The sequence below is a fragment of the Streptomyces sp. NPDC041940 genome, assembly GCF_055589465.1.
Window position 1 is genome coordinate 1 of sequence record NZ_JBVJBP010000002.1, and the last position, 24,569, is coordinate 24,569.

22 protein-coding genes are annotated in these 24,569 nt (G+C 69.7%); 10 read left to right on the forward strand and 12 right to left on the reverse strand.

Translation table 11 applies throughout. The annotated features are described in order from the left end of the window. Positions 1-165: 165 nt before the first annotated feature. The 3 genes from ACZ6I3_RS04700 (at position 166) to dnaK (ending at position 4,223) form a co-directional block, all read left to right on the forward strand. Complete coding sequence (locus ACZ6I3_RS04700; protein ID WP_469411707.1) at positions 166-1,548, forward strand: hypothetical protein; 1,383 nt, start codon at positions 166-168, stop codon at positions 1,546-1,548. After that, positions 1,545-2,285: a glycerophosphodiester phosphodiesterase family protein gene (locus ACZ6I3_RS04705; protein ID WP_469411708.1), complete on the forward strand. Its 741-nt coding sequence runs from the start codon at positions 1,545-1,547 to the stop codon at positions 2,283-2,285. The genes ACZ6I3_RS04700 and ACZ6I3_RS04705 overlap by 4 nt, the downstream gene beginning before the upstream one ends. 72 nt (positions 2,286-2,357) lie before the next feature. Continuing rightward, positions 2,358-4,223 carry a molecular chaperone DnaK gene (dnaK, locus tag ACZ6I3_RS04710; RefSeq protein WP_469411711.1) on the forward strand — a complete coding sequence of 622 codons (1,866 nt, stop codon included), beginning with the start codon at positions 2,358-2,360 and terminating at the stop codon, positions 4,221-4,223. Between the two features lie 21 nt (positions 4,224-4,244). Here dnaK and ACZ6I3_RS04715 read toward each other — a convergent pair whose 3' ends face one another. Continuing rightward, on the reverse strand, positions 4,245-4,712 hold the full coding sequence (locus ACZ6I3_RS04715) for a nitrate reductase molybdenum cofactor assembly chaperone (RefSeq protein ID WP_469411712.1): 468 nt from the start codon (positions 4,710-4,712) through the stop codon (positions 4,245-4,247). A 93-nt stretch (positions 4,713-4,805) separates the two neighbouring features. Continuing rightward, positions 4,806-5,669, reverse strand: a complete 864-nt coding sequence (locus ACZ6I3_RS04720; RefSeq protein WP_469411714.1) for a helix-turn-helix domain-containing protein — start codon at positions 5,667-5,669, stop codon at positions 4,806-4,808. A gap of 238 nt (positions 5,670-5,907) precedes the next feature. On the opposite strand from ACZ6I3_RS04720, the gene ACZ6I3_RS04725 reads away from it, so the two are divergent. Beyond that, entirely contained in the window at positions 5,908-6,333 is a 426-nt protein-coding gene (locus ACZ6I3_RS04725) for a hypothetical protein (protein WP_469411716.1), read from the forward strand. Here the strand turns inward: ACZ6I3_RS04725 and ACZ6I3_RS04730 are convergent. Next, on the reverse strand, positions 6,315-7,130 hold the full coding sequence (locus ACZ6I3_RS04730; RefSeq protein WP_469411718.1) for a helix-turn-helix domain-containing protein: 816 nt from the start codon (positions 7,128-7,130) through the stop codon (positions 6,315-6,317). The genes ACZ6I3_RS04725 and ACZ6I3_RS04730 overlap by 19 nt on opposite strands. A gap of 127 nt (positions 7,131-7,257) precedes the next feature. Here ACZ6I3_RS04730 and ACZ6I3_RS04735 point away from each other — a divergent pair, with 127 nt between their 5' ends. Both ACZ6I3_RS04735 and ACZ6I3_RS04740 read left to right on the forward strand, forming a co-directional pair. After that, positions 7,258-7,563, forward strand: coding sequence for a 4a-hydroxytetrahydrobiopterin dehydratase (locus ACZ6I3_RS04735; RefSeq protein WP_469411719.1), 306 nt, complete (start codon positions 7,258-7,260; stop codon positions 7,561-7,563). Positions 7,564-7,567: 4 nt separating this feature from the next. Next, complete coding sequence (locus ACZ6I3_RS04740) at positions 7,568-8,326, forward strand: class I SAM-dependent methyltransferase (RefSeq protein ID WP_469411721.1); 759 nt, start codon at positions 7,568-7,570, stop codon at positions 8,324-8,326. On the opposite strand, the gene ACZ6I3_RS04745 is transcribed toward ACZ6I3_RS04740, so the two are convergent. Continuing rightward, the gene (locus ACZ6I3_RS04745) at positions 8,295-8,771 is read right to left on the reverse strand and encodes a hypothetical protein (RefSeq protein WP_469411723.1); all 477 of its coding nucleotides are present in this window, start codon (positions 8,769-8,771) and stop codon (positions 8,295-8,297) included. The two genes, ACZ6I3_RS04740 and ACZ6I3_RS04745, sit on opposite strands and share 32 nt — an antisense overlap. After that, on the reverse strand, positions 8,768-9,247 hold the full coding sequence (locus tag ACZ6I3_RS04750; protein WP_469411725.1) for a hypothetical protein: 480 nt from the start codon (positions 9,245-9,247) through the stop codon (positions 8,768-8,770). Before ACZ6I3_RS04750 ends, ACZ6I3_RS04745 begins: the two co-directional genes overlap by 4 nt. A 39-nt stretch (positions 9,248-9,286) precedes the next feature. Here ACZ6I3_RS04750 and ACZ6I3_RS04755 point away from each other — a divergent pair, with 39 nt between their 5' ends. Together ACZ6I3_RS04755 and ACZ6I3_RS04760 are read left to right on the forward strand one after the other, a co-directional pair. Next, positions 9,287-10,255, forward strand: coding sequence for a helix-turn-helix transcriptional regulator (locus ACZ6I3_RS04755; RefSeq protein WP_469411727.1), 969 nt, complete (start codon positions 9,287-9,289; stop codon positions 10,253-10,255). A 38-nt stretch (positions 10,256-10,293) separates the two neighbouring features. Further along, a complete protein-coding gene (locus tag ACZ6I3_RS04760; protein WP_469411729.1) occupies positions 10,294-12,165 on the forward strand; it encodes a rhamnogalacturonan lyase in 1,872 nt (623 codons plus the stop codon). A 382-nt stretch (positions 12,166-12,547) separates the two neighbouring features. Here the strand turns inward: ACZ6I3_RS04760 and ACZ6I3_RS04765 are convergent, their stop codons facing one another. The 3 genes from ACZ6I3_RS04765 to ACZ6I3_RS04775 all read right to left on the reverse strand — a co-directional run bounded on the left by ACZ6I3_RS04765 (position 12,548) and on the right by ACZ6I3_RS04775 (position 15,530). After that, positions 12,548-13,324, reverse strand: coding sequence for a hypothetical protein (locus tag ACZ6I3_RS04765; protein ID WP_469411731.1), 777 nt, complete (start codon positions 13,322-13,324; stop codon positions 12,548-12,550). Positions 13,325-13,408: 84 nt separating this feature from the next. Next, positions 13,409-14,299 (reverse strand): hypothetical protein, encoded by an 891-nt coding sequence (locus tag ACZ6I3_RS04770; RefSeq protein ID WP_469411733.1) that lies wholly within the window; start codon positions 14,297-14,299, stop codon positions 13,409-13,411. A gap of 598 nt (positions 14,300-14,897) precedes the next feature. Next, on the reverse strand, positions 14,898-15,530 hold the full coding sequence (locus ACZ6I3_RS04775; protein WP_469411734.1) for a hypothetical protein: 633 nt from the start codon (positions 15,528-15,530) through the stop codon (positions 14,898-14,900). A gap of 588 nt (positions 15,531-16,118) precedes the next feature. Here ACZ6I3_RS04775 and ACZ6I3_RS04780 point away from each other — a divergent pair. Next, positions 16,119-16,748 carry a class I SAM-dependent methyltransferase gene (locus tag ACZ6I3_RS04780; RefSeq protein ID WP_469411736.1) on the forward strand — a complete coding sequence of 210 codons (630 nt, stop codon included), beginning with the start codon at positions 16,119-16,121 and terminating at the stop codon, positions 16,746-16,748. Between the two features lie 119 nt (positions 16,749-16,867). Here the strand turns inward: ACZ6I3_RS04780 and ACZ6I3_RS04785 are convergent, their stop codons facing one another. Genes ACZ6I3_RS04785 through ACZ6I3_RS04795 form a run of 3 tightly spaced genes read right to left on the reverse strand, consistent with a single transcriptional unit; the run spans position 16,868 to position 20,626 of the window. Next, entirely contained in the window at positions 16,868-18,463 is a 1,596-nt protein-coding gene (locus tag ACZ6I3_RS04785; protein WP_469411738.1) for a tyrosine-type recombinase/integrase, read from the reverse strand. Beyond that, positions 18,414-19,343 carry a hypothetical protein gene (locus ACZ6I3_RS04790; protein WP_469411740.1) on the reverse strand — a complete coding sequence of 310 codons (930 nt, stop codon included), beginning with the start codon at positions 19,341-19,343 and terminating at the stop codon, positions 18,414-18,416. The genes ACZ6I3_RS04785 and ACZ6I3_RS04790 overlap by 50 nt, the downstream gene beginning before the upstream one ends. Further along, positions 19,337-20,626 (reverse strand): tyrosine-type recombinase/integrase, encoded by a 1,290-nt coding sequence (locus ACZ6I3_RS04795; RefSeq protein WP_469411742.1) that lies wholly within the window; start codon positions 20,624-20,626, stop codon positions 19,337-19,339. Before ACZ6I3_RS04795 ends, ACZ6I3_RS04790 begins: the two co-directional genes overlap by 7 nt. Before the next feature lie 259 nt (positions 20,627-20,885). Here ACZ6I3_RS04795 and ACZ6I3_RS04800 point away from each other — a divergent pair, with 259 nt between their 5' ends. Next, complete coding sequence (locus ACZ6I3_RS04800) at positions 20,886-21,626, forward strand: class I SAM-dependent methyltransferase (protein WP_469411744.1); 741 nt, start codon at positions 20,886-20,888, stop codon at positions 21,624-21,626. A 201-nt stretch (positions 21,627-21,827) separates the two neighbouring features. Here ACZ6I3_RS04800 and ACZ6I3_RS04805 read toward each other — a convergent pair whose 3' ends face one another. Continuing rightward, on the reverse strand, positions 21,828-24,482 hold the full coding sequence (locus ACZ6I3_RS04805) for a cellulose binding domain-containing protein (protein WP_469411746.1): 2,655 nt from the start codon (positions 24,480-24,482) through the stop codon (positions 21,828-21,830). Positions 24,483-24,569 lie beyond the last annotated feature (87 nt).

A 24,569-nucleotide genomic window follows, 5' to 3' on the forward strand; every position in this document is an offset into this window, starting at 1 on the left:
CCGCCCCCCCCCCCCCCCCCCCCCCCCCCCCCCCCCCCCCCCCCCCCCCCCCCCCCCCCCCCCCCCCCCCCCCCCCCCCCCCCCCCCCCCCCCCGACGTCGGTTCGCCACCCGCGGCCGGGGTAGGAACCAGACGCTCTCGAACCGGCCGGCCGGAAGGAACGCGATGCTGCCGGGAACGTCCCCGAACGCCACGGTGCTCGACTCCGCCACCCGTGACCGGACCCGCGTCCTGCTGCTGTTCAGCCTCTCCGGACGGCTCCGCCCCCGGGACACCGGCCTCGGCGCCCTCGTCGACCGCTACGACTACGGCCGCTTCGCCTCCCACCTGATGACCAGCCAGGACGTGCTCCCCGTCCCGGTCCTCGACGAACAGATCGCGCCCCGCCGGCTGCGGCTGCCGCACGGCGACCACGGCCTGGGCCTCGCCTCCTCGCGGATCCTCGTCGTCGCCACCCCGCGCGGCGACGCCACCCTGGTCGTGGACTGCGCCTTCGCGGGCGAGACCACCGCCGGCGACCTCGCCGCCTGGCTGGCCACGACCTGCTTCGACCGCGAGCGCATCGAACTCGACGACCGCCCGCTGCTCCAGACACTGACCGAGCAGCTCGGCCGCCCGCTCGCCCTCGGCCAGAACGTGCACCAACTCGTCTTCCCCGGCGGCCGGTTACACCGGGAACTGCTCAGCGCCGACGAGGCCCGCAAGGCGATCCTGCTGAACGAGATCGTCTATCGCGGCCGGATGCCCTGGAACCCCGCCACGCCCTACGACGCCAGCCTCGCGCCGCACCTCAGGAACCACGGCCTCACCCTGTCCGCCCTCGGCCGGGGCGTCTCCGTCCAGGCCGGCTGGGCCCCGCACGTCGAGAACGGCCTGATGCTCGTCGCCGTCGGCATGGTCTCCGCCCTGGCCGTGCTCCAGCGCACCCGGCTCGCCGCCTTCGCGATGATGAAGGCCAACGAGCAGGCCCTCACCGACTCGCCCACCGAGATCCGCACCCTGATCTCCCGCCTGTCCGCGGGCGTCAACGAACTACAGCTGGACCTCGCCTTCGGCGTCGAGGCCTACGTCGACAGCCTGCTGATCCCCGAGATGGTCATGGAGGCCTTCCAGTCCTCGCAGCGCGACGCCCTAGGCATCCGCGACAGCCTGGAGAACTCGGCCCGTATGGTCGAGCGGCTGACCTCGGTGATCAGCGCCCGCTCCGCCGCCCTGGACGCCGAACTCGCCGAGCGCGACGAGCGCCGCGACCGCACCGTGTCGGGCCTCGTCGCCGCCGCCACCCTGATCGCCCTGCCGCCGACCCTGCTGCTCGCCTTCTTCGGCGTGAACGGCACCAACGTCGACGAGCACCGCTCCATCCTCGACCTGCGCGCCTACGGAACGGCCTACGCGCTGGCCTGGCTCCCCTTCGTCGTCCTCGTCGTGATCGGATACGTCCTGCTCAGGCGCGTCAGCACCCGCTCCGGCTCCCTGCTGCCCACGTCCGGCGACGACGCCGTACCCGTACCGCCCCCACGCCCGCCCTCCGGGAGCCCCCGACCATGACGCCCCGCCCCGCCGTCTCCGCCCACCGGGGCGGCTCCGAGCGCGCCGACGCCGCCACCTGGGAGGCGTACAAGGACGCGCTGGAGTCCGGCGCGGAGTACGTCGAGTTCGACATCCGCCGCACGGCCGACGGTGTCCTCGTCGTCTACCACGACCCCCGGGTCGGGCCCAGCGGGCCGCCGCTGTCCCGGCTCACCCACGCCGAGCTGAGCGAGCGGGCCGGCTACGACGTGCCGGTGGTGGACGAGGTCATGGCGCTGATCGCCGGGCGCCTCGTGGCCCACCTGGACCTCAAGGAGGTGGGCTACGAGCAGGAGGTGGTCGACCGGGCGGTGGCCCTGCTCGGCACGGACGGACTCGTGGTGACGACACTGGAGGACCGTTCCCTCGCCGCCGTGACACGGGCCTTCCCCGGGGTGCGCACCGCGTTGTCCCTGGGACGCGACCGCAGGGACCTGGCCGTGGCACAGCTGCCGGGAACCCGGCTGAGCGAGCTGTTCCCCGCCCGCCGGATCCGCGCCTGCGGGGCCCACGGCGTCGCCGTGCACCAGCGGCTGGCCAGGACCACCGTGCTGCGCGAGGCGACCCGGCGCGGCCTGTTCACCATGGTGTGGACGGTCAACGACGACACCCTGATGCGGGCGTTCCTCGCCCACCCGCGCGTGGACGTGCTGGTCACCGACCGGCCCCGGCGCGCCGTGGCCCTGCGCGGGCCCATCACCCCTTCGCGGCATTGACAACGGCGCACTCAAGTTTTGTGCTGGAGAGTGGGGAGTGAGTGGCCGGTGCCCTGACGGAAGGGGACAGCGATGGGACGAGCGGTCGGGATCGACCTCGGGACCACGAACTCGGTGGTGGCCGTACTGGAGGGCGGTGAGCCCACGGTCATCGCCAACGCGGAGGGGGCAAGAACCACACCCTCGGTCGTGGCGTTCGCCAAGAACGGCGAGGTGCTGGTGGGGGAGGTCGCCAAACGGCAGGCCGTGACGAACGTGGAGCGCACCGCCCGCTCGGTCAAGCGCTACATGGGCGACGCGAGCTGGCGTTTCCCGGACCAGGGCGACGTGGACGGCACCCGCTACCGGGCGCAGGAGCTGTCCGCCCGGGTGCTGCAGAAACTGAAGCGGGACGCGGAGTCCTACCTCGGCGAGGACGTCACCGACGCGGTGATCACCGTCCCGGCCTACTTCGACGACACCCAGCGGCAGGCGACCAAGGAGGCCGGGGAGGTCGCGGGCCTCAACGTGCTGCGGATCATCAACGAGCCGACGGCGGCGGCGCTGGCGTACGGGCTGGACAAGGAGAACGACCAGACGGTCCTCGTCTTCGACCTCGGCGGCGGCACCTTCGACGTGTCGCTGCTGGAGATGGGCGAGGGCGTCATCGAGGTGAAGGCCACCAACGGCGACACCCACCTCGGCGGCGACGACTGGGACCAGCGGATCGTCGAGTACCTCGTCAAGCGCTTCAAGGGCCAGTACGGCGTCGACCTCGCGGGCGACAAGATGGCGGTGCAGCGGCTGCGCGAGGGCGCCGAGAAGGCCAAGATCGAGCTGTCCAGCTCCACCGAGACGACGATCAACCTGCCCTACATCACGGCCTCCGCCGAAGGGCCGCTGCATCTCGACGAGAAGCTGACCCGGGCCCAGTTCCAGGAGCTCACCTCCGATCTGCTGAACCGCTGCAAGGCGCCCTTCCACCAGGCGGTCGACGACGCCGGGGTGAAGCTCTCCGCGGTCGACCACGTGATTCTCGTCGGCGGCTCGACCCGGATGCCCGCGGTGACCGAGCTGGTCAAGGAACTCACCGGCAAGGAGCCGCACAAGGGCGTCAACCCCGACGAGGTCGTGGCGCTCGGCGCCGCGCTCCAGGCGGGCGTCATGCGCGGCGACGTCAAGGACGTGCTGCTGCTCGACGTCACCCCGCTGTCCCTGGGCATCGAGACCAAGGGCGGCATCATGACGAAGCTCATCGAGCGCAACACCACCATCCCGACCCGGCGTTCGGAGATCTTCACGACGGCCGCCGACAACCAGCCCTCGGTCGGCATCCAGGTCTACCAGGGCGAACGGGAGATCGCCGCCTACAACAAGAAGCTCGGCGTCTTCGACCTGACGGGCCTGCCGCCGGCACCGCGCGGCGTCCCGCAGATCGAGGTGGCCTTCGACATCGACGCCAACGGCATCATGCACGTCTCCGCCAAGGACATGGCGACCGGCCGCGAGCAGAAGATGACCGTCACCGGCGGCTCGGCCCTGGGCAAGGAAGACATCGACCGCATGATGCGCGAGGCCGAGCAGTACGCCGAGGAGGACCGGAGCCGCCGCGAGGCCGCCGAGACCCGCAACCAGGCCGAGCAACTCGTCTACCAGACGGAGAACTTCCTCCGCGACAACGGCGACAAGATCCCGGCCGACACCAAGGCCGAGGTCGAGTCGGCCGTCACCGAGGTGAAGGGACACCTGGAGCAGCAGGCGGACACCGCCGCCCTGCGCACCGGGGTCGAGAAACTCGCCTCCGTCAGCCAGAAGATGGGCCAGGCGATGTACGCCCAGGCCCAGCAGGCCCCCACCCAGGAGTCTCCCGGCACCGCGCAGGAAGAGGAGGGCGTGGTCGACGCGGAGATCGTGGACGAGGAGAAGGACCAGCGGGACGAGAAGGGCGGCGCCGCGTAGGCCGGACCACCGTCGCCGGTCCTAGGGACCGGTGTGCGAGGGCGGCAGTGTCGCGCACACCGCGTCCAGGACCGTCGCGTACGGCGTACCGAAGTCGGTGAGCCTGGACCGGAGCTGGTCCAGGCCGTCGCGGTGCTCGGTCAGCAGCTCGGTGCTGCCCGTGCGGGCCGCGAACTCCAGCACCGCGGGCAGGAAGTCGGGCGGCTCCTCGCCGGTGGTCTCCAGGCCGTGCGCGCGGTAGACCTCCTCGGAGGGCGCCGGAGCCGCCTCACGCCACACGCTGAGGTACAGGCTGTGGTCCTGCCCGGCCTCGAAGACCTCGACATAGTGCGCGGCCAGCTCCCGGGGCGGGGTGACGGCCGCGTGGTCGGCGAACTCCCTCAGCTGCGGGGCGGCTTCGCGCAGCAGCGACAGCCGGGCGCGGAAGTCGTCGTCGGGGTACATCAGGCACAGCGCGGCCGCCTGGTACAGCAGCTCGAATCCGGGCATCGGACCTCCTTCGCGTGCGCTCCCTTGCCTGCCGCGTGATGCCGACGCTAGGGGCGGGCCGGGGAGGACACCCGCCGACGGGGCCCGTACGGGTCAGAACCCCTCGCGGTACTCGCGCAGCAGCGTCTCCGTACGCTGTGCCGAGCCCGCGCCTGCCGTCATGTGGTCCAGGACCTCCAGATGCGCGGAGACCTCCTTGCGGGAGTCCAGGTACAGCGCGCCCGTCAGATACTCGGTGAAGACCATGTCGGGCAGTTCGGGCTCGGCGAACCGGAACAGCGAGAACGGGGCGTACGTCCCCGGATGCGGGCCGTCCTTGAACTCTGCGATCTGCAGCGTGACCCGGTCACGCGCGGCGTACTCCAGCAGCTTGTCCAGCTGGTCGCGCATCACCCGGCCGTCGACGCTCACCGGGCGGCGCAGCACCGTCTCGTCCATGATCACCCACAGGTGCGGCGGGTTCTCACGCTCCAGGAGCCGCTGCCGCTCCATGCGCAGCGACACATGCCGCTCCACCGCCTCCGGCCCCGCGTTCGCGATGGTCCCGGCCTGCAGCACCGCACGCGCGTACCCCTCGGTCTGCAGCAGCCCCGGCACGAAGTGCGGCTCGTACGAGCGGATGATCCGGGCGGCGCCCTCCAGGCTCACGTACAGGCTGAACCACTCCGGCAGCACGTCGTGGAACCGCTGCCACCAGCCCGGCCGGTTCGCCTCCTCGGCGAGGTCGACGAACGCGCTCACCTCGTCCTCGGGCACGCCGTACGCGGTCAGCAGGATCTGCACGTAAGGGATCTTCAGCGCGACGTCGGCGGTCTCCATCCGCCGGACGGTCGCGGGGGCGACGCGCAGCACCCGGGCGGCCTCGTCACGGCCGATGCCCGCCGCCTCGCGCAGTTCCTGCAGCCGCTTGCCCAGCACCACCTGGCCCACGGTGGGTGCGGCCCGTCGTTCACTCACGCCACGCCTCCCCAACGCGCCCAAGCCCGCGATCAGTCTGCCATGTACCGCCGACAGTCTCCCAGGGCCGACGGCGAGGAGATCACCGGAGAGAACGTGTCGCCGGGGCATTACCCCGCGGGTAATCGACCGGGCGCGGCCGGAACGCGATCGTGGACGTACCGCGCCCCGGGCCGGCGCACTCCGGCCCGGGACCCGGCTCCCAGCCGCACCATGACCCGACGGAGGGTGATGTCCCATGTCCGCGATCCAGCTCGCCGCACTCGCCCGGACCTCCGAGCCGCAGTCGATGCTGCGCCGCTTCCTGGCGCTGGACGCCGCGGTGACCGGCGCCAACGCCCTCGCCTACCTCGCGTTCCCCGGATCCCTCGGGCGCTTCCTCGGCGTCGGCTCCACGCTGCTGCTCGCACTCGGCGCGTTCCTCGCCGCCTACGCGGCGGGCGTCGGCCTGCTGGCCTTCCGCCGGCAGCCGCCGGCACTCGGCGTGCGGGCCGTCGTCGAGGCCAACCTCGCCTGGACGGTCGTGAGCCTCGCGGCCCTGGCGCTGTGGCTCACGCCGAGCACGGCGGGCGCCGTGTGGACGGTGCTCCAGGCCCTGACCGTGGCCGGGTTCGCCGTCCTCCAGCACACGGCCCTGAAAGCCCGTCAGGACAGCAGCGACTGAAGGTACTTGGCCGTCGCCGGGTCGGCCGGCAGGAGCGTCTCGATGGCCAGTTCGGCGACGGTCACGTCCATCGGGGTGTTGAACGTGGAGATGGAGGAGATGAACGACAGTGTCCGCCCCTCGTGCTCGATCCGCAGCGGCAGCGCGAAGTACGGCACCGGCTCCGAAGGCTCCTCGGGCCCGGCCTCCGGGTCCTCCTCCGGCACCGGATACGCCGCCACCTCCTCGTACAGCTCCCGCAGCGGCTCGGAGCGGTGCAGGGCGATCTGCCGCTCCATCTGCTCCAGCAGGTGACCGCGCCAGGCGCGGAGATTGCGGATGCGGGGGGCCAGGCCCCGCGGGTGCAGGGCGAGCCGCATCGCGTTCAGCGGCGGCTCCAGCAGGGACGCGCAGACGCCGTCGACCAGCGTCATGATCCCCCGGTTGGCCGCCACCACGTCGTACAGCGCGTCCACCACCAGCGCCGGATACGGCTCGTAGCCCCCGATCAGCCGCTCGATGCCCTCGCGCAGCGCGCCCAGCGCCGGGTCGTCCAGCGGCGTCTCCGGGTAGCGCGGGGCGTAACCGGCCGCCAGCAGCAGGGCGTTGCGCTCCCGCACGGGGACGTCCAGATGCTCGGCCAGCCGCAGCACCATCTCCTCGCTCGGCCGGGACCGGCCCGTCTCGACGAAGCTGATGTGCCGGGCCGAGGAGTCCGCGCGCAGGGCCAGCTCCAGCTGGCTGACCCGGCGCTGCTCCCGCCAGGCCCGCAGCAGCGGACCCACCCCCTGGCCGGCCGTGGACGGGTGAGTGGTCATGTCAGGACCGTAGTCGAGAACCGGCCGTGCCCGACAGGCACACGCCTCTGACCAGGGTCTCGGGCGCCCCGCTGTGGCAGGCTGAGAGGACACCGAGGATTCCGGCGCAAGGGAAGGAGCGCAGCCCATGCCCGTCGAACCGCTGTCGCAGAAGGAGATCGAGGACCGGCTGGCCGAGCTGCCGGGCTGGTCGCTCGACGGAGACCGCCTCACCCGCTCCTACCGGCTCGGCTCGCACTTCGCGGCGACGGCGATGGTCGTGCACATCGCCCAGGTCCAGGAGGAGCTGGGCCACCACTCCGACCTCACGCTCGGCTACAACACCGTCTCGCTGTCCGTCCACACGCACAGCGCGGGCGGCGCCGTCACCGAGAAGGACGTCGAGCTCGCCCGCAAGGTGGAGGACCTGGCCCCCGGGCACGGGGCACACTGACCGGGTGCTCGACTACGACAAGGAAGCGGCGCGGTACGACGCCTCGCGCGGCGGCGAGCCCAGGGCGGCCGCCGCCGCGGATGCGGTGCTGAGCCTCGTACCGCCGGACACGCGCGGTCTGCTCGACCTCGGCTGCGGCACCGGCATAGTGACCCGGCGGCTCGCCGCCGCACGCGAGGGCATGCGGGTGACCGGCGTGGACCTCGCCCTCGCGATGGCCCGGCAGGCCGCCGCCCGGCTGCCCGGTGCGGTCGTGCTCGCCGACAGCAGACGGCTGCCCTTCCGGGACGGCGAGTTCGACGCCGTCAGCAGCGTGTGGCTGCTGCACCTGGCCGCCGGGCCCGCCGATGTGCGGGCCATCGTCGGCGAGTGCGCCCGGGTACTGCGGCCCGGCGGGGTCTACGTCACCACGGTCGACAAGGCCGCCTCCCACAACGTGGGCAGTGACATCGATGTCGTCCTGTCCTCCCGTCCGCCGAGCCCGGTCCGCGACGGAGCGGCGGACGTCGTGTCCGGCGCCGCCGCACACGGCCTGGTCCCGGCCGGGCAGGCCTCCTTCCGGGGGCACGGGCAGGGCCGCAGCCCACGGCGTACGGTGGCCGACCTCAGACGCGGCTGGTTCGTCACGCTGCCGCCCGGCGACCCGCTCGCCGACGGCTTCGCCAACCGGCTGGCCGAACTCCCCGACCAGGACCGGCCGCGCCCCGACCCGGTCTTCACCCTCCGGGCCTTCAGGAAGCCGAGGAATCCTCCGGCCGGGTGAAGTCCATGATCCAGTTGGTCGTCCAGGTCAGGCCGCCGTCCACGGAGAAGGCCTGCTCCCAGCGGGCGGCGGTGTCACGCACCCCCGACCACACGAACCGCACCAGCACGTCCTTGCCGTCGTGGGTGTCGCTGCCGGTGAACTCGCCGCGGTCGCCCTCGAAGTGACCGAAGACGGGCGGGAACAGGGTGCCGGTGCGGCTGGAGGCCCAGTTCAGCGACCACAGCTTCGTGACCGGGTCGAACAGCCGCAGGGTGGCGCCCTTCGAGCCCAGGTGCGGCAGGTCGATCTCGTCGATGTTGGCAGCACCGTCGAACAGCGGCCGGCAGTGACTGGTGCCGGTGAACTCCTCCCAGGCGCTGTCCGGGTCGAGGAAGTCGGTGAGCCGGCGGTGCCGGACCCGCCAGTCGCCATGGAAGAAGTCGAAGTCGTGCGGGCTGCTCATGAGCGGTCTCCAGTGGTTCCCTCGGGCAGGGAGTCGGCCAGGTAGGCGTCGAGGTCGGGGGTGGCGGGGGCGAGTATGTGGCGCACCCAGGCATCGCGTTCGTGCAGGATCGGCGGCAGCTCCCAGACGCAGCCGATCCACGGCCTGCCGGGCGCGACGAAGTGGGTGGGGTCGTTGTCCGGGCAGCCGAGGACGGGCTGGCCCGCCGCCGCGCCCCCGAAGTGCAGGACGTTGTCCCACACCCAGCTGTAGGCGTTCAGATAGGCACCGTCGTCACCGCCCCGGTGCAGGACGACGAACGTCGCCGGGGGAGTGCCATCCGGCTTCGGCAGCAGCGTGGGCAGGAAGCGGTAGGCGGTCTCCTCCACCTCGGGTGCGATGCCCGCCGGGTCGGCGGTCACGTGGTAGCGCTTGACCCGCCGTCCCGCCACCTCGATGGGCGGCGGCACGGTCAGGTGTTTCTCCGTGAAGGGCATGGCGGGACGCTAAGGCCGCTTCACTGACATCCTGTGTCAGTGAAGTCCAGCCGGCTCGTCTCGATCCTCCTGCTGCTCCAGACCCGCGGCCGGATGACCGCCGCCCAGCTCGCCGAGGAGCTGGAGGTGTCGGTACGGACGGTGTACCGGGACGTGGAGGCCCTGGGCGCCGCCGGGATCCCGCTGTACGGCGACGCGGGCCACGCCGGCGGCTACCGCCTCCTCGACGGCTACCGCACCCGTCTCACCGGCCTCACCACCGGCGAGGCGGAGGCGCTCTTCCTCGCGGGCGCCCCCGCTGCCGCCGCCCAGCTCGGCCTCGGCTCGGTCCTGGCCGCCGCCCAGCTCAAGGTGCGCGCCGCCCTGCCGGCGGAGCTGCGCACCCATGCCGACCGGATCAGCGGCCGCTTCCACCTGGACGCCCCCGGCTGGTACACGGACGCCGACGACACCCCGTACCTTCCGGCCGTCGCCGACGCCGTCTGGAGCGGACACGTGCTGCACGTCCGCTACCGCCGCTGGCGCGAGCCCACCGACGTGGAGCGCCGCCTGGAGCCGTACGGGCTGGTGCTGAAGGCGGGCCGCTGGTATGTCGTCGCCGGGCCGGGACCGCGCACCTTCCGCGTGGACCAGATCCTCGAACTAGCCACCGGCGGCGAGGAGTTCTCCCGCCCCGGCGACTTCGACCTGGCCGCGTACTGGACGGCGTACCAGCGCGACTTCCACGACCGGCTGCACCGCGGCGAGGCGGTGGTGCGACTGGCCCCGGGGACGACGCTCACCGGCCCGGCGGGGGAGGCGGTCCGGCGCGACGGACGTACGGACGAGGACGGCTGGACGCGTGCCACGGTCCCCATCGAGTCCGTCGAGCACGCCCACGCCGAGTTCCTGCGCCTCGGCACGGGCATCGAGGTACTGGCCCCGGAGGACCTGCGGTCGCGCATCGCCCGCACGGTCGCCGAACTGGCCGAGCGGTACGGCAACTCCCGTGCCCCCGGCGGCGACTGAGAGGCGGAACCCGCCCGTCCTCCCAGGAGGTCCGTCACGTGAAGCACCCCCACAGACACCGCAGACGCCGTGTGCTCCTCCCGGTGGCCGTCGCCACGGCGGCGCTCGCCGGCGCCGGCCTGACCACGTTCGCCACCGGCGACGCCCAGGCCGCCACCGCCCGGCAGGTCGAGAAGCTCGACCGGGGCGTGGTCAGCGTCCACACCGGCAGCGGCAACCTGGTCAGCTGGCGCTGGCTCGGCACCGACCCGGACAACGTCTCCTTCAACGTCTACCGGGCCGGTACGAAGGTCAACTCCACGCCGGTCACCGGCTCCACGAACTACTTCCACTCCGGCGCCCCCGCCCAGGCCGACTACACGGTCCGCGCCGTCGTGAACGGCACGGAGCAGGGCGACTCGGTGCACGCGGTCCAGTTCCGCACCGGCTACAAGGACATCCCGATCTCCCCGCCCGCCGGCGGCACGACCCCCGACGGGGTGGCCTACACCTACGACGCCAACGACGCCTCCCTCGGCGACCTCGACGGCGACGGCGCCCTGGACATCGTCCTGAAGTGGCAGCCCACCAACGCCAAGGACAACTCCCAGTCCGGCTACACGGGGAACACCATCGTCGACGGCATCAAGCTCGACGGCACCCGGCTGTGGCGTGTCGACCTGGGCCGCAACATCCGCTCCGGCGCGCACTACACGCAGTTCCAGGTGTACGACTACGACGGCGACGGCAAGGCCGAGGTCGCCATGAAGACCGCCGACGGCACCAAGGACGGCACCGGCGCGGTCCTCGGCAGCTCCTCCGCCGACCACCGCAACTCCAGCGGCTACGTACTGGCGGGCCCCGAGTACCTGACGATGTTCAACGGCCAGACCGGCAAGGCGATGCAGAGCGTCGACTACGTCCCGGCCCGCGGCACCGTCTCCTCCTGGGGCGACTCCTACGGCAACCGCGTCGACCGCTTCCTCGCGGGCACGGCCTACCTGGACGGTTCCCGCCCCTCCCTGATCATGGCGCGCGGCTACTACACCCGCACGGTGATCGCCGCCTGGGACTGGCGGAACGGCTCCTTCACCCGCCGCTGGACCTTCGACACCAGCTCCTCCACCAACAGCGGCAAGGGCTACGACGGCCAGGGCAACCACAGCCTTTCCGTCGCGGACGTCGACGCGGACGGCAAGGACGAGATCGTCTACGGAGCGATGACCGTGGACGACAACGGCAACGGGCTCTGGACGACCAAGACGGGGCACGGCGACGCCGGCCATGTCGGCGACCTGAACCCGTCCCGCGCGGGCCTGGAGTACTTCAAGGTCTCGGAGAGCACCAGCCAGCCCGGCTCCTGGATGGCCGACGCCCGCACCGGCGCGATCCTCTGGAAGACCGCCTCCGGCGCCGACAACGGCCGGGGAGTGGCCGCCGACATCTACGCCGGCAGCGCGGGCGCCGAGGCCTGGTCCGCCTCCGACACCACCCTGCGCTCGGCGACCGGCACCTCCCTCGGCCGGGAACCCTCCAGCATCAACTTCCTGTCCTGGTGGGACGGCGACCCCGTCCGCGAACTCCTCGACGGCACCCGCATCGACAAGTACGGCACCTCGGGCGACACCCGCCTGCTGACCGGCTCCGGGGTCTCCTCCAACAACGGCACGAAGTCCACGCCCGTCCTGTCCGGCGACCTCCTCGGCGACTGGCGCGAGGAAGTCGTCTGGCGCACCAGCGACAACACGGCCCTGCGCGTCTACTCGACCCCGCACGAGACGAACACGAGGATCACCACCCTGCTCCACGACACGCAGTACCGCACGGCCCTGGCCTGGCAGAACACGGCCTACAACCAGCCCCCGCACCCGAGCTTCTTCCTCGGGAACGGGATGGCGACCGCCCCTCGCCCGACGGTCTACACACCGTGAGCTGGGAAAACACTGCTCTCGCGTGATCTTTAGGGGTGGCCTTCAGGGTGTCACGGAAGGCCACCTCGGTCATGATCCACCACCGCTGGGGAGAATCTGGGGAGATCCATTTCCAGCGGGAGCCTCGGGCACCTCATCAGCCTCGGCAAGCTCATCGACCATGAACCGGCCGATCGCCGCCCGCCCGCGCTGCCCGGACTTCGGCATGAAGTGCAGCGGCACTCTTGCAGGACCGCGGAAAACATGACGGTGGGAAGTCATGCCGGAGCCGAAGGCCCCATTGCGGAGACACGAAACGGTAACGGGGGGAAGTGGTCATGACCCGAAGATCCCGTGCCCACACCCCTGGCCGAGGCTGTCGGGCTTGTCGGGGCGTGTCCGCTCACGCGGTCAGCCGACGCACGTCGTTATCGTCCGTCACCTCGTACACGTCGATCCGCAGCAGCTTGCGGACATGGGTCGGAACCCGCTCGACGGCCTTCACGGACGAGGACGGTACGACGAGTGCGTACCGTGTCCGGGCGTCCCGGCTCGTCATTCGGCGCAGCAACTGGCCATAGGCGATGTCCGCATCGATGCCCTTCTCCTGGGTGCGGCCCTTGGCCTCGCAGATCAACCGCTCCTCGCCACGCACGGCTTCGAGGTCTGTCCAGCGATCCGTGGGCTCGACGGGTGCCCACCCCTGGCCGAGCAGCCAGGTGCGGAAGGCGTCGGTGACCCGGTCCTCGTCGCTGTCCCGGACCAGGATCCTCCGCAGCGCCGCCAGGTCGGCCTCCTCATTGCGCCGCAGCCGCCCGCGCCCGTCAGCGTCGAGGTCGGCTGGGCGGACCACCACCAGCCGCAGCCCGTGCGCGGGGATCTCGGTGGCGCGGCGGGCGTCGTACAGGGCTCGCTGCTCGCCCCGGTGCACACCGCTCACCGTGAGCCGGTCCGGCTTGTCGAAGTGCGGCACCGGCTGGTCGTGCTGGAGCTCCCGGTACTCGACCACCAGCCGGTGACCGGGCCAGTACGCGTCGACCGGCAGCCTGACTTGCCGGCCCCCGGCCCCCGGGTCGCCCAACAGCCACTCGAACCGGTGCTGGGTCAGGGCCTCTTCGCCGAGCACGCGGTTGCACAGGCCGACCACGTACGCCTCGTCGCTGTCGCCTCTCGATGCCATGGCGCGCATCCTGCCAGGCGTCACCGACAACGCCGGATGCGCGCCCCGGAGCTGCGGGACGGTGCTTCTTCTCCTACGGGCGGGCTAGGACGAGTGCGGTTTCTGCAGCTTGACGGCGGTGTCGTCCGCGTCGTGCTGCTCGGGGATCGTGGGGAAGGACTCGTCCCCTTCCACAACTTCCCCGTCTACGACCTCCCCGTCCATGACCTCCTCGTCGACGACCCGGTGCGCCGGCTTCGTCAGCTCCAGGCTGGCGAGGTGCTTCTTCAGCCTCTTGGCCATGGGGAGGTAGGTCGCGAGAGTGAGCCCGCCGGAAACGACGGCCCCGACGACGGGGATGGCCTTGGAGACGGACTTCGCGAAGGTCTGCTTCGTCATCTGAACGCCGAGATAGCCCGCGACCTTCTTCACGATGGGGTAGATGACGCCCTGGGTGAGTGCCTTCTGCGGCAGCTTCTTGGCGACCTGCTTCGACATCATCCCCGCGACCTTCCCCACGGCGGCGTTCGCCGACTGGGTGCCGAACATGACGCCGAAGAAGAGTGTGAGCACTCCCTTGGTCGCGTCGTCGAGGTCATCGTTGTCGTCGGAGAGCAGATCCGGCCAGCTATAGAGATAGGCGAGCTTCTGCGCGATGCGCAGCATATGGCCGAAGTACTGGGCCGTATCGGCGGGCACAGTGGCGGGAAGGGCGATGAAACCGGGTATCCCGGCAGCCGCGGAGAGGGCACTGGCCTTGGCGGCTTCGTACTTGATGGAGTCGTTGGCCGCTTTGTCCAGGACATCGAGAGAGATGCCTGCCGCTGCGGGGGTCTCTTCGATCGCCCTGCGGATCTCGTCCTCGGAGCAATAGCGGGCCAGCGCCTTCCGGAGGTATTCCTCCCTGTGGATACGCACACCCGGAAGCCTGGCGGCACTCGCCAGCACCGCGGAGAAGCGCGACTCCGGGTTCTCGATCTCTTTGCTCGTGGCCATGGGCGGGAACTTACAGCAGCCGGGGATGTGGTGTGGACAGCTTGAACCATGCGGCACGGGAGCCTCCCAAGGTATTCGGGGAGACGCTCACCTGAGCTACTGACGAAGGCCTCGCCTTCGAGACGACCGTCATGGGTTACGAGCAGGAGGACGCCGCCAAGAACTCCGTCAGTCCTGACGAGGAGTTCGACACCGAGGGCTACGTCTGGGGGCCGTGGACATCAAGGCCTGCCTCAAGAAGGCCGTCCCCGGCGACCAGAGGCCCGAGCGCGTCCTCTATACGTCTGAGAGCCTCCCCGGAAACGCCGAGTGGGCAGTCCTCAAGCGGTAGGCAGAAGGGTGGCGCCCGTGGCCGGAAACCTCCGCAACGGGCGCCCCTGCCGCAGCCTCACTGCACTCGCAGCAGCTGCCGTGCTGGATCGGCGGCCTCCATATCGGGTACGAGCTCGACGCCCGACACCCGCTGTCCCGCAGTGGTGCTCTCCTCGACCGGGCCAACGCCCGCGCCGCGCATCGGCGTTGCAACTCGGTGCGAAGTATCGCGCCACGGCGCTCAAGGCTGCACCACAGCGACGGAGGCGCTTCGTCGTTCCCGACCTCAGCCGGTGATCTCGCCCGTGAACTCAGGGAACTCCAGGTCGAAGTCCTCGCTGTTCCGCTGCACTGTCACCACGACCTTCTTGCCGTACTTCGTCTCGAGGACGTTGTCGGCATTCTTCGAGGCGGTCACGCCCGGAGCGAGCCGACCTTCAAGCGGCTGCGACCCGTTCTCGAAGGCGGTGAACTCAGCCGCCCCACCGTTCGTCGCCCCCTCGACGATGAGCGACAGGTCATCCAGGGCGGCCGGCTCCTTGCCGGCGTTCTCCAGCTTCAGTGTGACTCGGAAGTCCCTCTTGCCGGGCTCCGGCGACTCAAGCAGCTCCTTGTCGTAGTCGGTGAACACCTTCGCGTCGACCACGCTGACCTTCAGCCCGTCGGGCCAGGTGTACGACTCGCTGAACTTCAGGCCCGTCGACTTCGCCTCGGTGCCGGAGTCAGGGCTGGCCTCGTCGGCGCAGTGCTTCATCCACTCCGCCTGGTCGAGAGTCCGGCTTGTGCAGTCGACCTTCTTCGACTTGCTGGCCGGCGCCTTCGACTTCGAAGCCGACGAGCTGTCGCTGCCGCCACCCCCACATGCGGTGAGAACGGCCAGGAGCAGGGCAGCACTGGCTGCAATAGCGCGAATGCGCATGAGTCCCCCCAAGGTTGAACGTCGGAACACCGTAAAGCACATGTGGAGGAAATGTGTGTACACGTCACCGAGTCGTGATGAAATGACGTTCTAGGAAGTCGAGTCGCCCCCTCCTGGATCCCGTCGGAGACGCTCTGCGTGCTGCTGACACTCGGCTCGGATGGCGCTTCCGTGTGCGTCCCGGTTGTCTTTGCCAAGTCGTTGAGGCTGTCGGCCATGCCTTCGAGTGCCCTATCCCCCTTCGCGTTGCGATGCTCACCCAGAAGCGTCCGAACAACGTGGCGCTGTGGGACTCGGGATGACGTGGCCGTCTACTATGGCGGCCCTTCGATGACCTTCGGCTCCGCTTCGATGGGGGGCGAAGAGGCGGCGCGGTACATCGCTTTCGCTGCCTGGCACGACGATCGGTGCGCGGTCTGTGCGTCCGTGATCCATGCCTGGTCCGTCACCACGATCACGACACGGAGCAGATTCGGGGCCTCTTCTCCGAACTACCGAGGCGTCCCGTGATCCGGTGACGGGACGATCAGTCCCGAGAGGAAGGGCCGGAGAACGGCTGCGAACGGCGCGGGTGTTAGTTTCCTGCCCGTGTTAAAACACCAGGATGAGACCAGGGCGGCCTACGACGGGGTCGTCGAGCTCTATGCGTCGATGTTCACTAGTCGGTTGGAGACGCGGCCGTTCGCGCGGAACATGATCGGCACCTTCGCCGAGCTCGTGCGCGATTCGGGGAACCTGCGGGTAGCCGACGTCGGGTGCGGACCCGGTCATCTGACAGCCATGCTGCACGACTTGGGGCTGGACGCCTTCGGGCTCGACCTCTCCCCGGCCATGGTCGACCACGCTCGGCGGGCCGAGCCGGCGCTGCGGTTCGACGAAGCGCGCATGGAGGCCCTGCCGGTCGAGGACGGCGCGCTCGGCGGGGTGCTGGCCCACTACTCGATGATCCATACCCCACCTGGAGAATTGCCCGCACTGCTCGCTGAGCAGGTGCGTGTCCTGGCACCAGGGGGTCTGCTCCTGGTGTCCTTCTTCGGGACGGAGGGGCCGGAGCCGGTCCGCTTCGACCACAAGGTGGCGCCCGCTTATAGCTGGCCGGCGGAGCAGTTTGCCGAGTTGCTGGCCGGTGCCGGCCTTGTCACGGTGGCTCGGTTGCTCCACGACCCAGCGTCCGAGCGTGGCTTCCTCGACACCCACTTTCTGGCCCGCCGCCCGTAGAGCGTGCCCGTGGCCTGGGTCGGGGTGGTGTAGATCATCCGCGTGGATGAAGCTCGTCAGCGCCGCCGCGTTCTGTGCCGACGTCCACTGAGCATCGCCGGAGGTGACGACCGTCCTGGTCACGAAGGCTCCGGCGGTGTGGCCACGGTAGTGGTGTGAGCAACGATCTCCCGGAAGGTGGGAATTCCCAGGTCAACGGACTCCTGCTGCCGGGAGATCTGTACGTCGAGCTGGCTGAGTTTCTCCTCGGCGCCAGCCAGGCTGATCTGGAGACCTTCGACCTCGCCGAGCCAGCCTTCCGTCTCGGCTTCGGTGACTCGGGCGATCAAGTTGTCGCGGATCTCGGCAAGCCGTGCCCGTTGGGCCGGGTCAGGTCGGAGGAGTGAGCATCTGACACAAGCGTGTTCATGAATGCATGGGGTCCCGAAGGCGCGTGCGCAGGTACCGATGGACACCTTCAGTTTCTCGAAGTGGGCGAGGAAGGCGTCCCACTCCTCGTTCGTCGGGGTCCGGTATTCCTTGCTGGGACGAAGCGATCGACGACGGGCGATGAACGCGCGATGGGCTTCAATGGCGTCCGCCGGGTAGATGGCGTTGTAGCCCATCGTGGTGTTGATGTCGGAGTGACCTGCGAGGACCTGCGCGATGTGGGGCGGCAGGCCGCTGCGGATTGCGTCGGTGATGAAGATCCTTCGGAAGTCGTGCGGAGCGAAGTCGAGGGGCTGGCCCGCGGAGTCGGTGAGCCCGGTCCGTTTCAGGACCTCGTTGAGACCGTCGCGGATCATTTGTCGGGACACTGGCGTGCGCTGGCCTCCGTATGTCCACTGGAACAGCAGCGGCATCGGCGGGTTCCAGATCTTCTCCGCGACGTCGTAGTTGGGCAGCATCGGGATCGCGCCTGTTCGAGGGTCACGGACGCGGGCGATGATCGTGCTGAGGACGTCGGCCAGTTCTGGGCTGACGAGGAGAAGCCGTTCTTCGTCTGTTTTCGAGGGAGCGACCTGGAGCAGAGGCACTATGTCACCGCTGGTGGGCAGCTTGTACTGGATCAAGGCGTGATGGCTGGCCTCCAGCATCTCCTCGATCCGGACGCCGGTGTGCTGCAGGAATTCGATCGTGGCCCAGGCCCAGAAGGCCCGTTCCTCGAGCAGTCCCAGATGGATGCGTCGGCCGGACTCGTCGTAGGCCCGGAACGGAGTCGACGAGTCCTTCTTCTGGCGCGTGTAGGTTCCGCCCCTGAACGTGAACTGGCCGCCGAGTGGGGCGGCCTGCAGGGCGTCCATCCCCTCACGGGCCTCTGTCCAGTTCGCCTTAGCGGCGCGGACGACGGTGGACAGCGCGGGCAGTCGTTCGCGGGTGCGCTGGTCCATCTTGGCCTTGCGGCGTTTCTCGTGCTTGGAGGTACTGGCGTCGGCGGCGCTGACCGGGCAGGGAGCAACCCACGGGCCCCAGCGTTCTGGTTCCTCGACGGCCCAGTGGGCCAGGTCGAGGTAGAGGGCTCGAACTCCGATCATGAGGTTGCCGTAGTTGGCCCGCTCCGTCACCGCCTCATGGACTGTGCCATCCGGCAGCCGGCGGCGTGTGACCTTCGTCCGGCTGACCTGCTTCCATGCGCCCACGACTTCAGGCGGCAGCCCGATTGTGTCGATGCCGGGCTGGATGCGCTCAATCTGCAGCCAGAAGTTCCTCACAAGCGTCCGGGACGCGTCCTCCAAGGACGTGTAAGTCCACGGTGGGCTGGCGTTCCTTGAGGTACTCGACCAGCAGATCCCGGATGGGCTTGGACTGCGGGCGGTAGCGGTCGACGAGTTGCTCGACCGAGACCTGGCCGGACGTTCGGTGCAGAAGCCTCAGTGACACGGGCGCGTCGGGTGGCAGGTGCCCCAGGTCCTTCAGCCAGGAGTAGAACAGGCTTTGCCCGCCCGATGTGGCCCGCTGAGCTCGATGCGCTTCCATGTACTCAATGGCGTCCCCGACATTGATGTCGGCCAGCCCCCCGCCCTTGGCGATGACCAGCTTGACCAGAACGTTCTTGGCGAGGATGCCGAGGTGGGAGGACCACGATTCTGGGCCCACCAGCTCCTGAAGGCGGGCAAATCCCTCAGGGTCACGGTACTGGCAGATGATGGCACGGAGGTTGGTCGAGGTCCGGGTGAGCTGCCAGTGGAGCGACGGCCGGAGCACATCGGCGCAGACCAGGGCGAACAGGCCCGTGTTCAGAATGCCGTTCGCATTTGCCGCGTCGTAGCCGACCCAGCTGGCGTTGAGCTTGTTCCACTGTGCCCCGGTCGCGTTTGCAGCGGGGCTCGCGTTCCACCGTTGTGGCCAGGTGGAGCCCGGCTGGTCCAGGAGCCAGCGGAGAATGAGCGTTGCGCCTCGCCGCCGGTAGAAATGGGTGGACTCGCTCGCGGCCCGAAGCGGAGGCCGGTTCAGCTGAGCCACGACCTCCTCGTAGGACTGGCCGGTGGCAGGCCAGGCGTCCTCGTAGGGCCGCGGCGGGAAACGCTTCTTGGCTGCCCGGAGAGCCTCGCCGGCGAGTGGCTGTGCATCTCGGATGACGGCCGGAGCGCGCAAGGTCTCTGTGCTCGTCACCATGAGTTCCCGAAGAGAGTCTTCAACGAGTCGGGGTTGTAGCCGGGGGCCGGTGGTGCGGGCGGCCGGTCACGCTGCTCTGCCCGGCGTGCATGATGGGCGCGGACACGTTCGATCACTTCGTCTTGGCTGGCCGGAAGGTAGAGCTGTGTGGTCGTCAGATGGGCGTGACCGAGGACCCATTGGACGTCGGTCAGGGGCATGTTGGGGTCGCGGGCGAGTCGGTAGGACGCGGTGTGGCGTAGATCGTGGAGCGTCCAGTTCGCCCCGAGGAGATCGTTGGCGCGGTTGAACATCGCCCGCGCCGCGTCGTAGTTCAGCGGGCGCCAGGGACGCCTCAGGGTCCACCACAACGGCAGGTTCTTGCCCCGCGGGATGCCATCTCGCCGTGTTTCCTCCTGGTAGAGGCGCAGCCAGACGAAGGCGTCGGTTGAGCAAGGAAGCTGCTGGTAGGCGCGGGTTCCCTTTCGGATCACGCCGACCAACTGCTGACCGGGTAGCGCATCGCGCTGCCGGCTGGTGAGCAGTTCTTCTGCGCGGGCCCCGTTGGAAACCCAGAAAGCCAGTAGAGCGCGATCTCGATTGTGCCGGAGGGCGGCGAACAGCGCGTTGAACATCTCGTCCGGAATACGCCGGGGCGCACGTTTCGGGATGGTCGGCCGGTAGCGGCCTGTCCGCTCTTGGGCAAAGGGCCGGTCAGGCGTGTGGTGGGCGGACGCGCGGCTGCTGCGACGCGAGCGGTCGAGCGGAAACGGGTTGATGATTGGCCCGGTGCCCTCGTCCTGGTGGAAGTCGTAGAACGTGCGGAGCACGGTTTCGCAGTGCGCGCGCGTCCTCGCGGCGTACTGCGGGCTGGGTGAGACCTTGCCCGTGATGGCGTTCGGCGTACCGGGGATCTTCTTGCGCGTCGTCCGCGGCTTCGGCACCGTCTCCTCGGAGTAGCCTGCCTTCCGGTGTCGCCAGTGCAGGCGCTGGGGCTTGTTCGCGATCTGCATCCACCGGATGAAGTCCCGTGCATCAGTACGCGTTGCCCGGTTCCACTCGATGTTGAGAGCCCACAGGAACCGCCACCAGCGCAGCAGGTCCATGCCGTATGAGCGGACCGTGGAGGCAGGTTTGTCCTCTGCCTGCAGCTCGGCGAAGAAGACCCGGACGGGGTCGACAACAACGCCATCCTGGTCGAGCAACTGGTACGGCGCCCACTGATCACCGGTCTCCTGCAGTCTGCCCAACTCGGGCAGGACGAACGCTGCCAAGTCCCGCTCGGGGACATCGCCTTGAAGCATCCCGAGAAGCTAGTGGAGAAGCCGTCTGACCTGCAAGAACTCACGAGTTAGTTCGGTTAACGGGCCCTGCGCCACAGTTGCAACGGGTCGGAGCCTCATGACAGCGGCCGGTTTAGGCAGCACCGACCGAAGCGTAAGCACACCACGGTTAGGGCTCGTCCGGCGGATCATGGGCCGAGCCGGGGCCGGATCGAGGCGAGGGTCGGCCAGTGCCCTACTCGTGTTGACCGCCTCAGGCAGGCAGTGCTGGAGTCGGCACGTGGACAGCATCCCCGCCAACCGGCGGCTCTGGAACCGGATCAGCAGCGCCTACCAGCACAAGCACGACCCGCAAATCGGCGCCACACCCCGGCTGTGGGGCATGTACTCCATCCCCGACGCGCACCTGAACGCCCTGGGTGACGTCACCGGCAAGCGCGTCCTCGAACTCGGCTGTGGCGCCGGCCAGTGGTCCAGGGCGCTCGCGGCCGAGGGCGCCACCGTGGTCGGGCTCGACCTGTCGGAAGCCCAACTCGCCGCAGCGGCCCGCGCGATGGGAGCGGCCCGCTACCCGCTAGTGCAAGGCGCCGCCGAACAACTCCCCTTCGCCGCCGACAGCTTCGACCTGGTGTTCTGCGACTTCGGTGGGCTCAGCTGGGCGCCCCCGCACCTGGCCGTCCCGCAGGCCGCACGCGTCCTGGGCCGAGGCGGGCGCCTGGTGTTCAACGTCGCCAGCCCATGGTTCGAAGCTTGCTACGACGAAGCCGCCAGCCGCGTGACCACGACGCTGCAGCAGGACTATTTCGGGCTGAACACCATCGCCGAAGACGACGGCGCGACCAGCTATCAGCTCACCTACGGCGACTGGGTCAAGGTCCTGCGCGGCGCGGGGCTCGTCATCGACGACCTCATCGAGCCGCGACCCGAACTCGGAACACCCAACGGCTACAACGAAACCGACCCACCCGACTGGGCATACCGCTGGCCGGCGGAACTGCTCTGGGTAACCCACAAACCGTAAGCTCCGCCGCGCCGAGAAGTGAAGGCACCACCCCCTCGCCGGGAAGGCCTAAGCCTGCCCGGCTCATCATGGACGGAGCCAGAGCCGGATCGAGGCGAGGGTGACGGTCCCCTGGAAGACGTAGGCGCGCTTCGAAGCGTGTGGCCACGGGGGTGCGTGCCGCAGGGGAGCACGCACCCACCGGTCACGACAGCAGGACTGTCAGGCGACCGTGCAGGTCTGGTCACCCAGTTTGAACACGGTCGGTTTCGTGTTCGTCCCCGACCAGTTGGCCGTGAAGCCGAAGCTCACCGACGAGCCCGCGGCCACGTTTGCGTTCCAGCCGACGTTCTTCGCCGTCACCGTCGAACCCGACTGCGCGGTCTCGGCGTTCCAGGCCTGGGACACCTTCTGCCCGTCCGCGAACGCCCAACCCAGTGACCAGCCGCTCCAGGCACTCGTACCCGTGTTGGTGACCTGGACGTCCGCCTGGAAGCCGCCCGACCACTGGTTGGTGACCTTGTACGTCACCTTGCAGGCGCCCGTCGGTGTCGGGTCGGGGCCCGGTCCCGGGTCCGTGGTGCCGCCGTCGGAGCTGTCGCCGTAGATGACGCCACGGCCGTTCGTCGAGACGTACACGCGGCCGTAGATCCGTGGGTCGCCGGTGATGGCCGCGCCCGTCCAGCCCCATTGGTGGGCGTCGTCGTTGACTCGGGTCCAGCTCGCGCCCTTGTCCGTGGAGCGGAAGATGCCGCGCACGCCGCCGATCTTCGCGCTCGTGTAGAGGGTTTGGTAGGAGGCGCCGGGCGCCGCCTTGCCGAAGCCGATCGTGTCGGCCTGCTGGACGTTGGAGAGCTTCGTGAAGCTCGCCCCGCCGTCCGTGGAGTGCCACAGGCCGTACGCTCCGTCGCTCGCGCCGCCCGCCAGCCACACATCGCCCTTGCCGCCGGGCAGGGCCTTGAAGCGGACGCTGTCGCCGCTGGGCAGGCCGCCGGCCGGGGACTCCTTGAAGGTCGCCCCGCCGTCCGTACTGACGTAGAACTTCCCGGACTTGAAGCCGTAGAACGTCTTCGGGTCGACCCGGTCCGACTCGACGAGAGCCCCGGAGGGGATCCCGCCGGAGGCCTGCCAGGAGGTGCCGAAGCCCGTCGCGTGGTGCACGCCGGCACCCTGCGGGCTCCACACGAACCGGCTGCCGTCGGCCGCCGCCGCCACCGTGCCGCCGCCGCTCACACCCGAAGGGTCGGTGCCCGCGAACCAGTTGGCGCCGTTGTCCGTCGAGAACGCGATGTGCGGGCCCGAGTCGAGGTTGCCGACACGGACGACCGTGTTCGGGTTCGACTCGGCGAAGTCCAGGCTCGTGGTCGTCGTGAAGTTCGGCTGGGTGAACATCATCGGCGGCACCTTGGTCAGGTCCGTGTGGCGGAAGCCGCCGACATCGCCGAGCGCGCTGAGCAGCGGGGCTCCGGACGGGGGAGAGGCGAGGTCGTTGACCGCCGTCTCCTCCAGGCCCCGCACCATCGGCCTGACGGTGAACTTCCCGCCGCTGTCCCAGTTCGTGAGGTTCTCGGTGCCGTAGATCGTGGCACCGGTGCCGTACATCATCCGGTTCGAGTCGAACGGGTCGATCTCCATCGACTCCGTCATCCAGCCCAGCTTCGGGGTCTGTTCGGGAGGTGCAGGGTTCGCACCCCACGTCAGCCACGGCGACGACGAGACGTCCATCGTGTAGCGGTTCTCACGGTTGGGGTACGACGTGTAGTCCCACGCCTTGGTCCAGGTCGCCCCGCTGTCCGTGGAACGGAAGATCTGCGTGTCCGGCCACCATGCGCTGTACGCCGTGGCCATGACCGTGCCCGGCTTCTGCCGGTCCACCGTCAGCCCGCTGAAGCCGTAGAACGTGTCGGCCTCCGCCACCGGGCTGATGTTCGTCCAGGTCCCGGTCCCGGTCGCGTACCGCCACAGCCGGCCCTTGCCGCCGTCGTACGGGCCGCCCTTGTCGCTGTAGGCGACATAGAGGTAGCCGTTCTTCGCGTCCAGGACGCCCTTGTGCGCCAGCTGGCCCGTCGGCTGTCCGGCCAGCCGCTGCCAGGTCGCGCCCGCGTCCGTCGAGCGGTACACCGCGTTCTCCGCGTCGGCGACCCCGACGTAGAGCGTCTTCGTGGCGCTGCCCGACGTGCCCGTGGACTCGTCGAAGGTGACCCAGACGACGCCCTGGTTGTCGGAGGCGTAGCCGGACGTGTCGCTCGGGTCCTGCACGTAGTTGCCGACGTTCGGGAAGTTCGCCACCTGGGACCAGGTCACGCCCGAGTCCGTCGAGCGCCAGAGCCCCTTGCCGCTGGGCGCGCCCAGATACAGCACGCTGTTGCGGTTCGGGTCGATCGCGAGCCGCTCGCCCATGCCACGCCCCGGCATGTTGCCGCCCAGCTTGAACGGCAGATTCGCCTTCTGCCAGCTCGCGCCCCGGTCGGAGGACCGCATCACCGCGCCGTTCTTCGGGTCCCAGCCGTTGGTGTACGTCCCGGCCGCCGCGTACACCCGGTTCGGATCGACGGAGTCGGACGCGATGCTGACGACACCCGTGTGCCCCCAGTCGTCCCACCCGACCGAGTCCAGCAACGGCGTCCAGGTCTTCGACGACTCCTGCCAGCGGTACGCGCCGCCGATGTCGGTCCGGGCGTAGGCGAGGTTCTTCTCGCTCCGGTTGAAGACGATCCCGGGGACGAAGCCGCCCCCGTCGATCCGGGCGTTCTTCCAGGTGTACGTGTCCGCGGCGAGCTTCGTCGAGGGGGGATCGGCGGCCAGGGCGGAGGGGGCGCCCGACAGCAGCCCGGCCGCCAGCGCGAGTACGGCGGTGAGGATACGGGTTCTTCGCACGGTGGGGTTCCTTCCGTGAGGGGGGAACGTGCGATGACCGGGCGGCCCCCAGTGCGGGTGGGGGCCGCCCGGCTGTGGTGGCCCCGC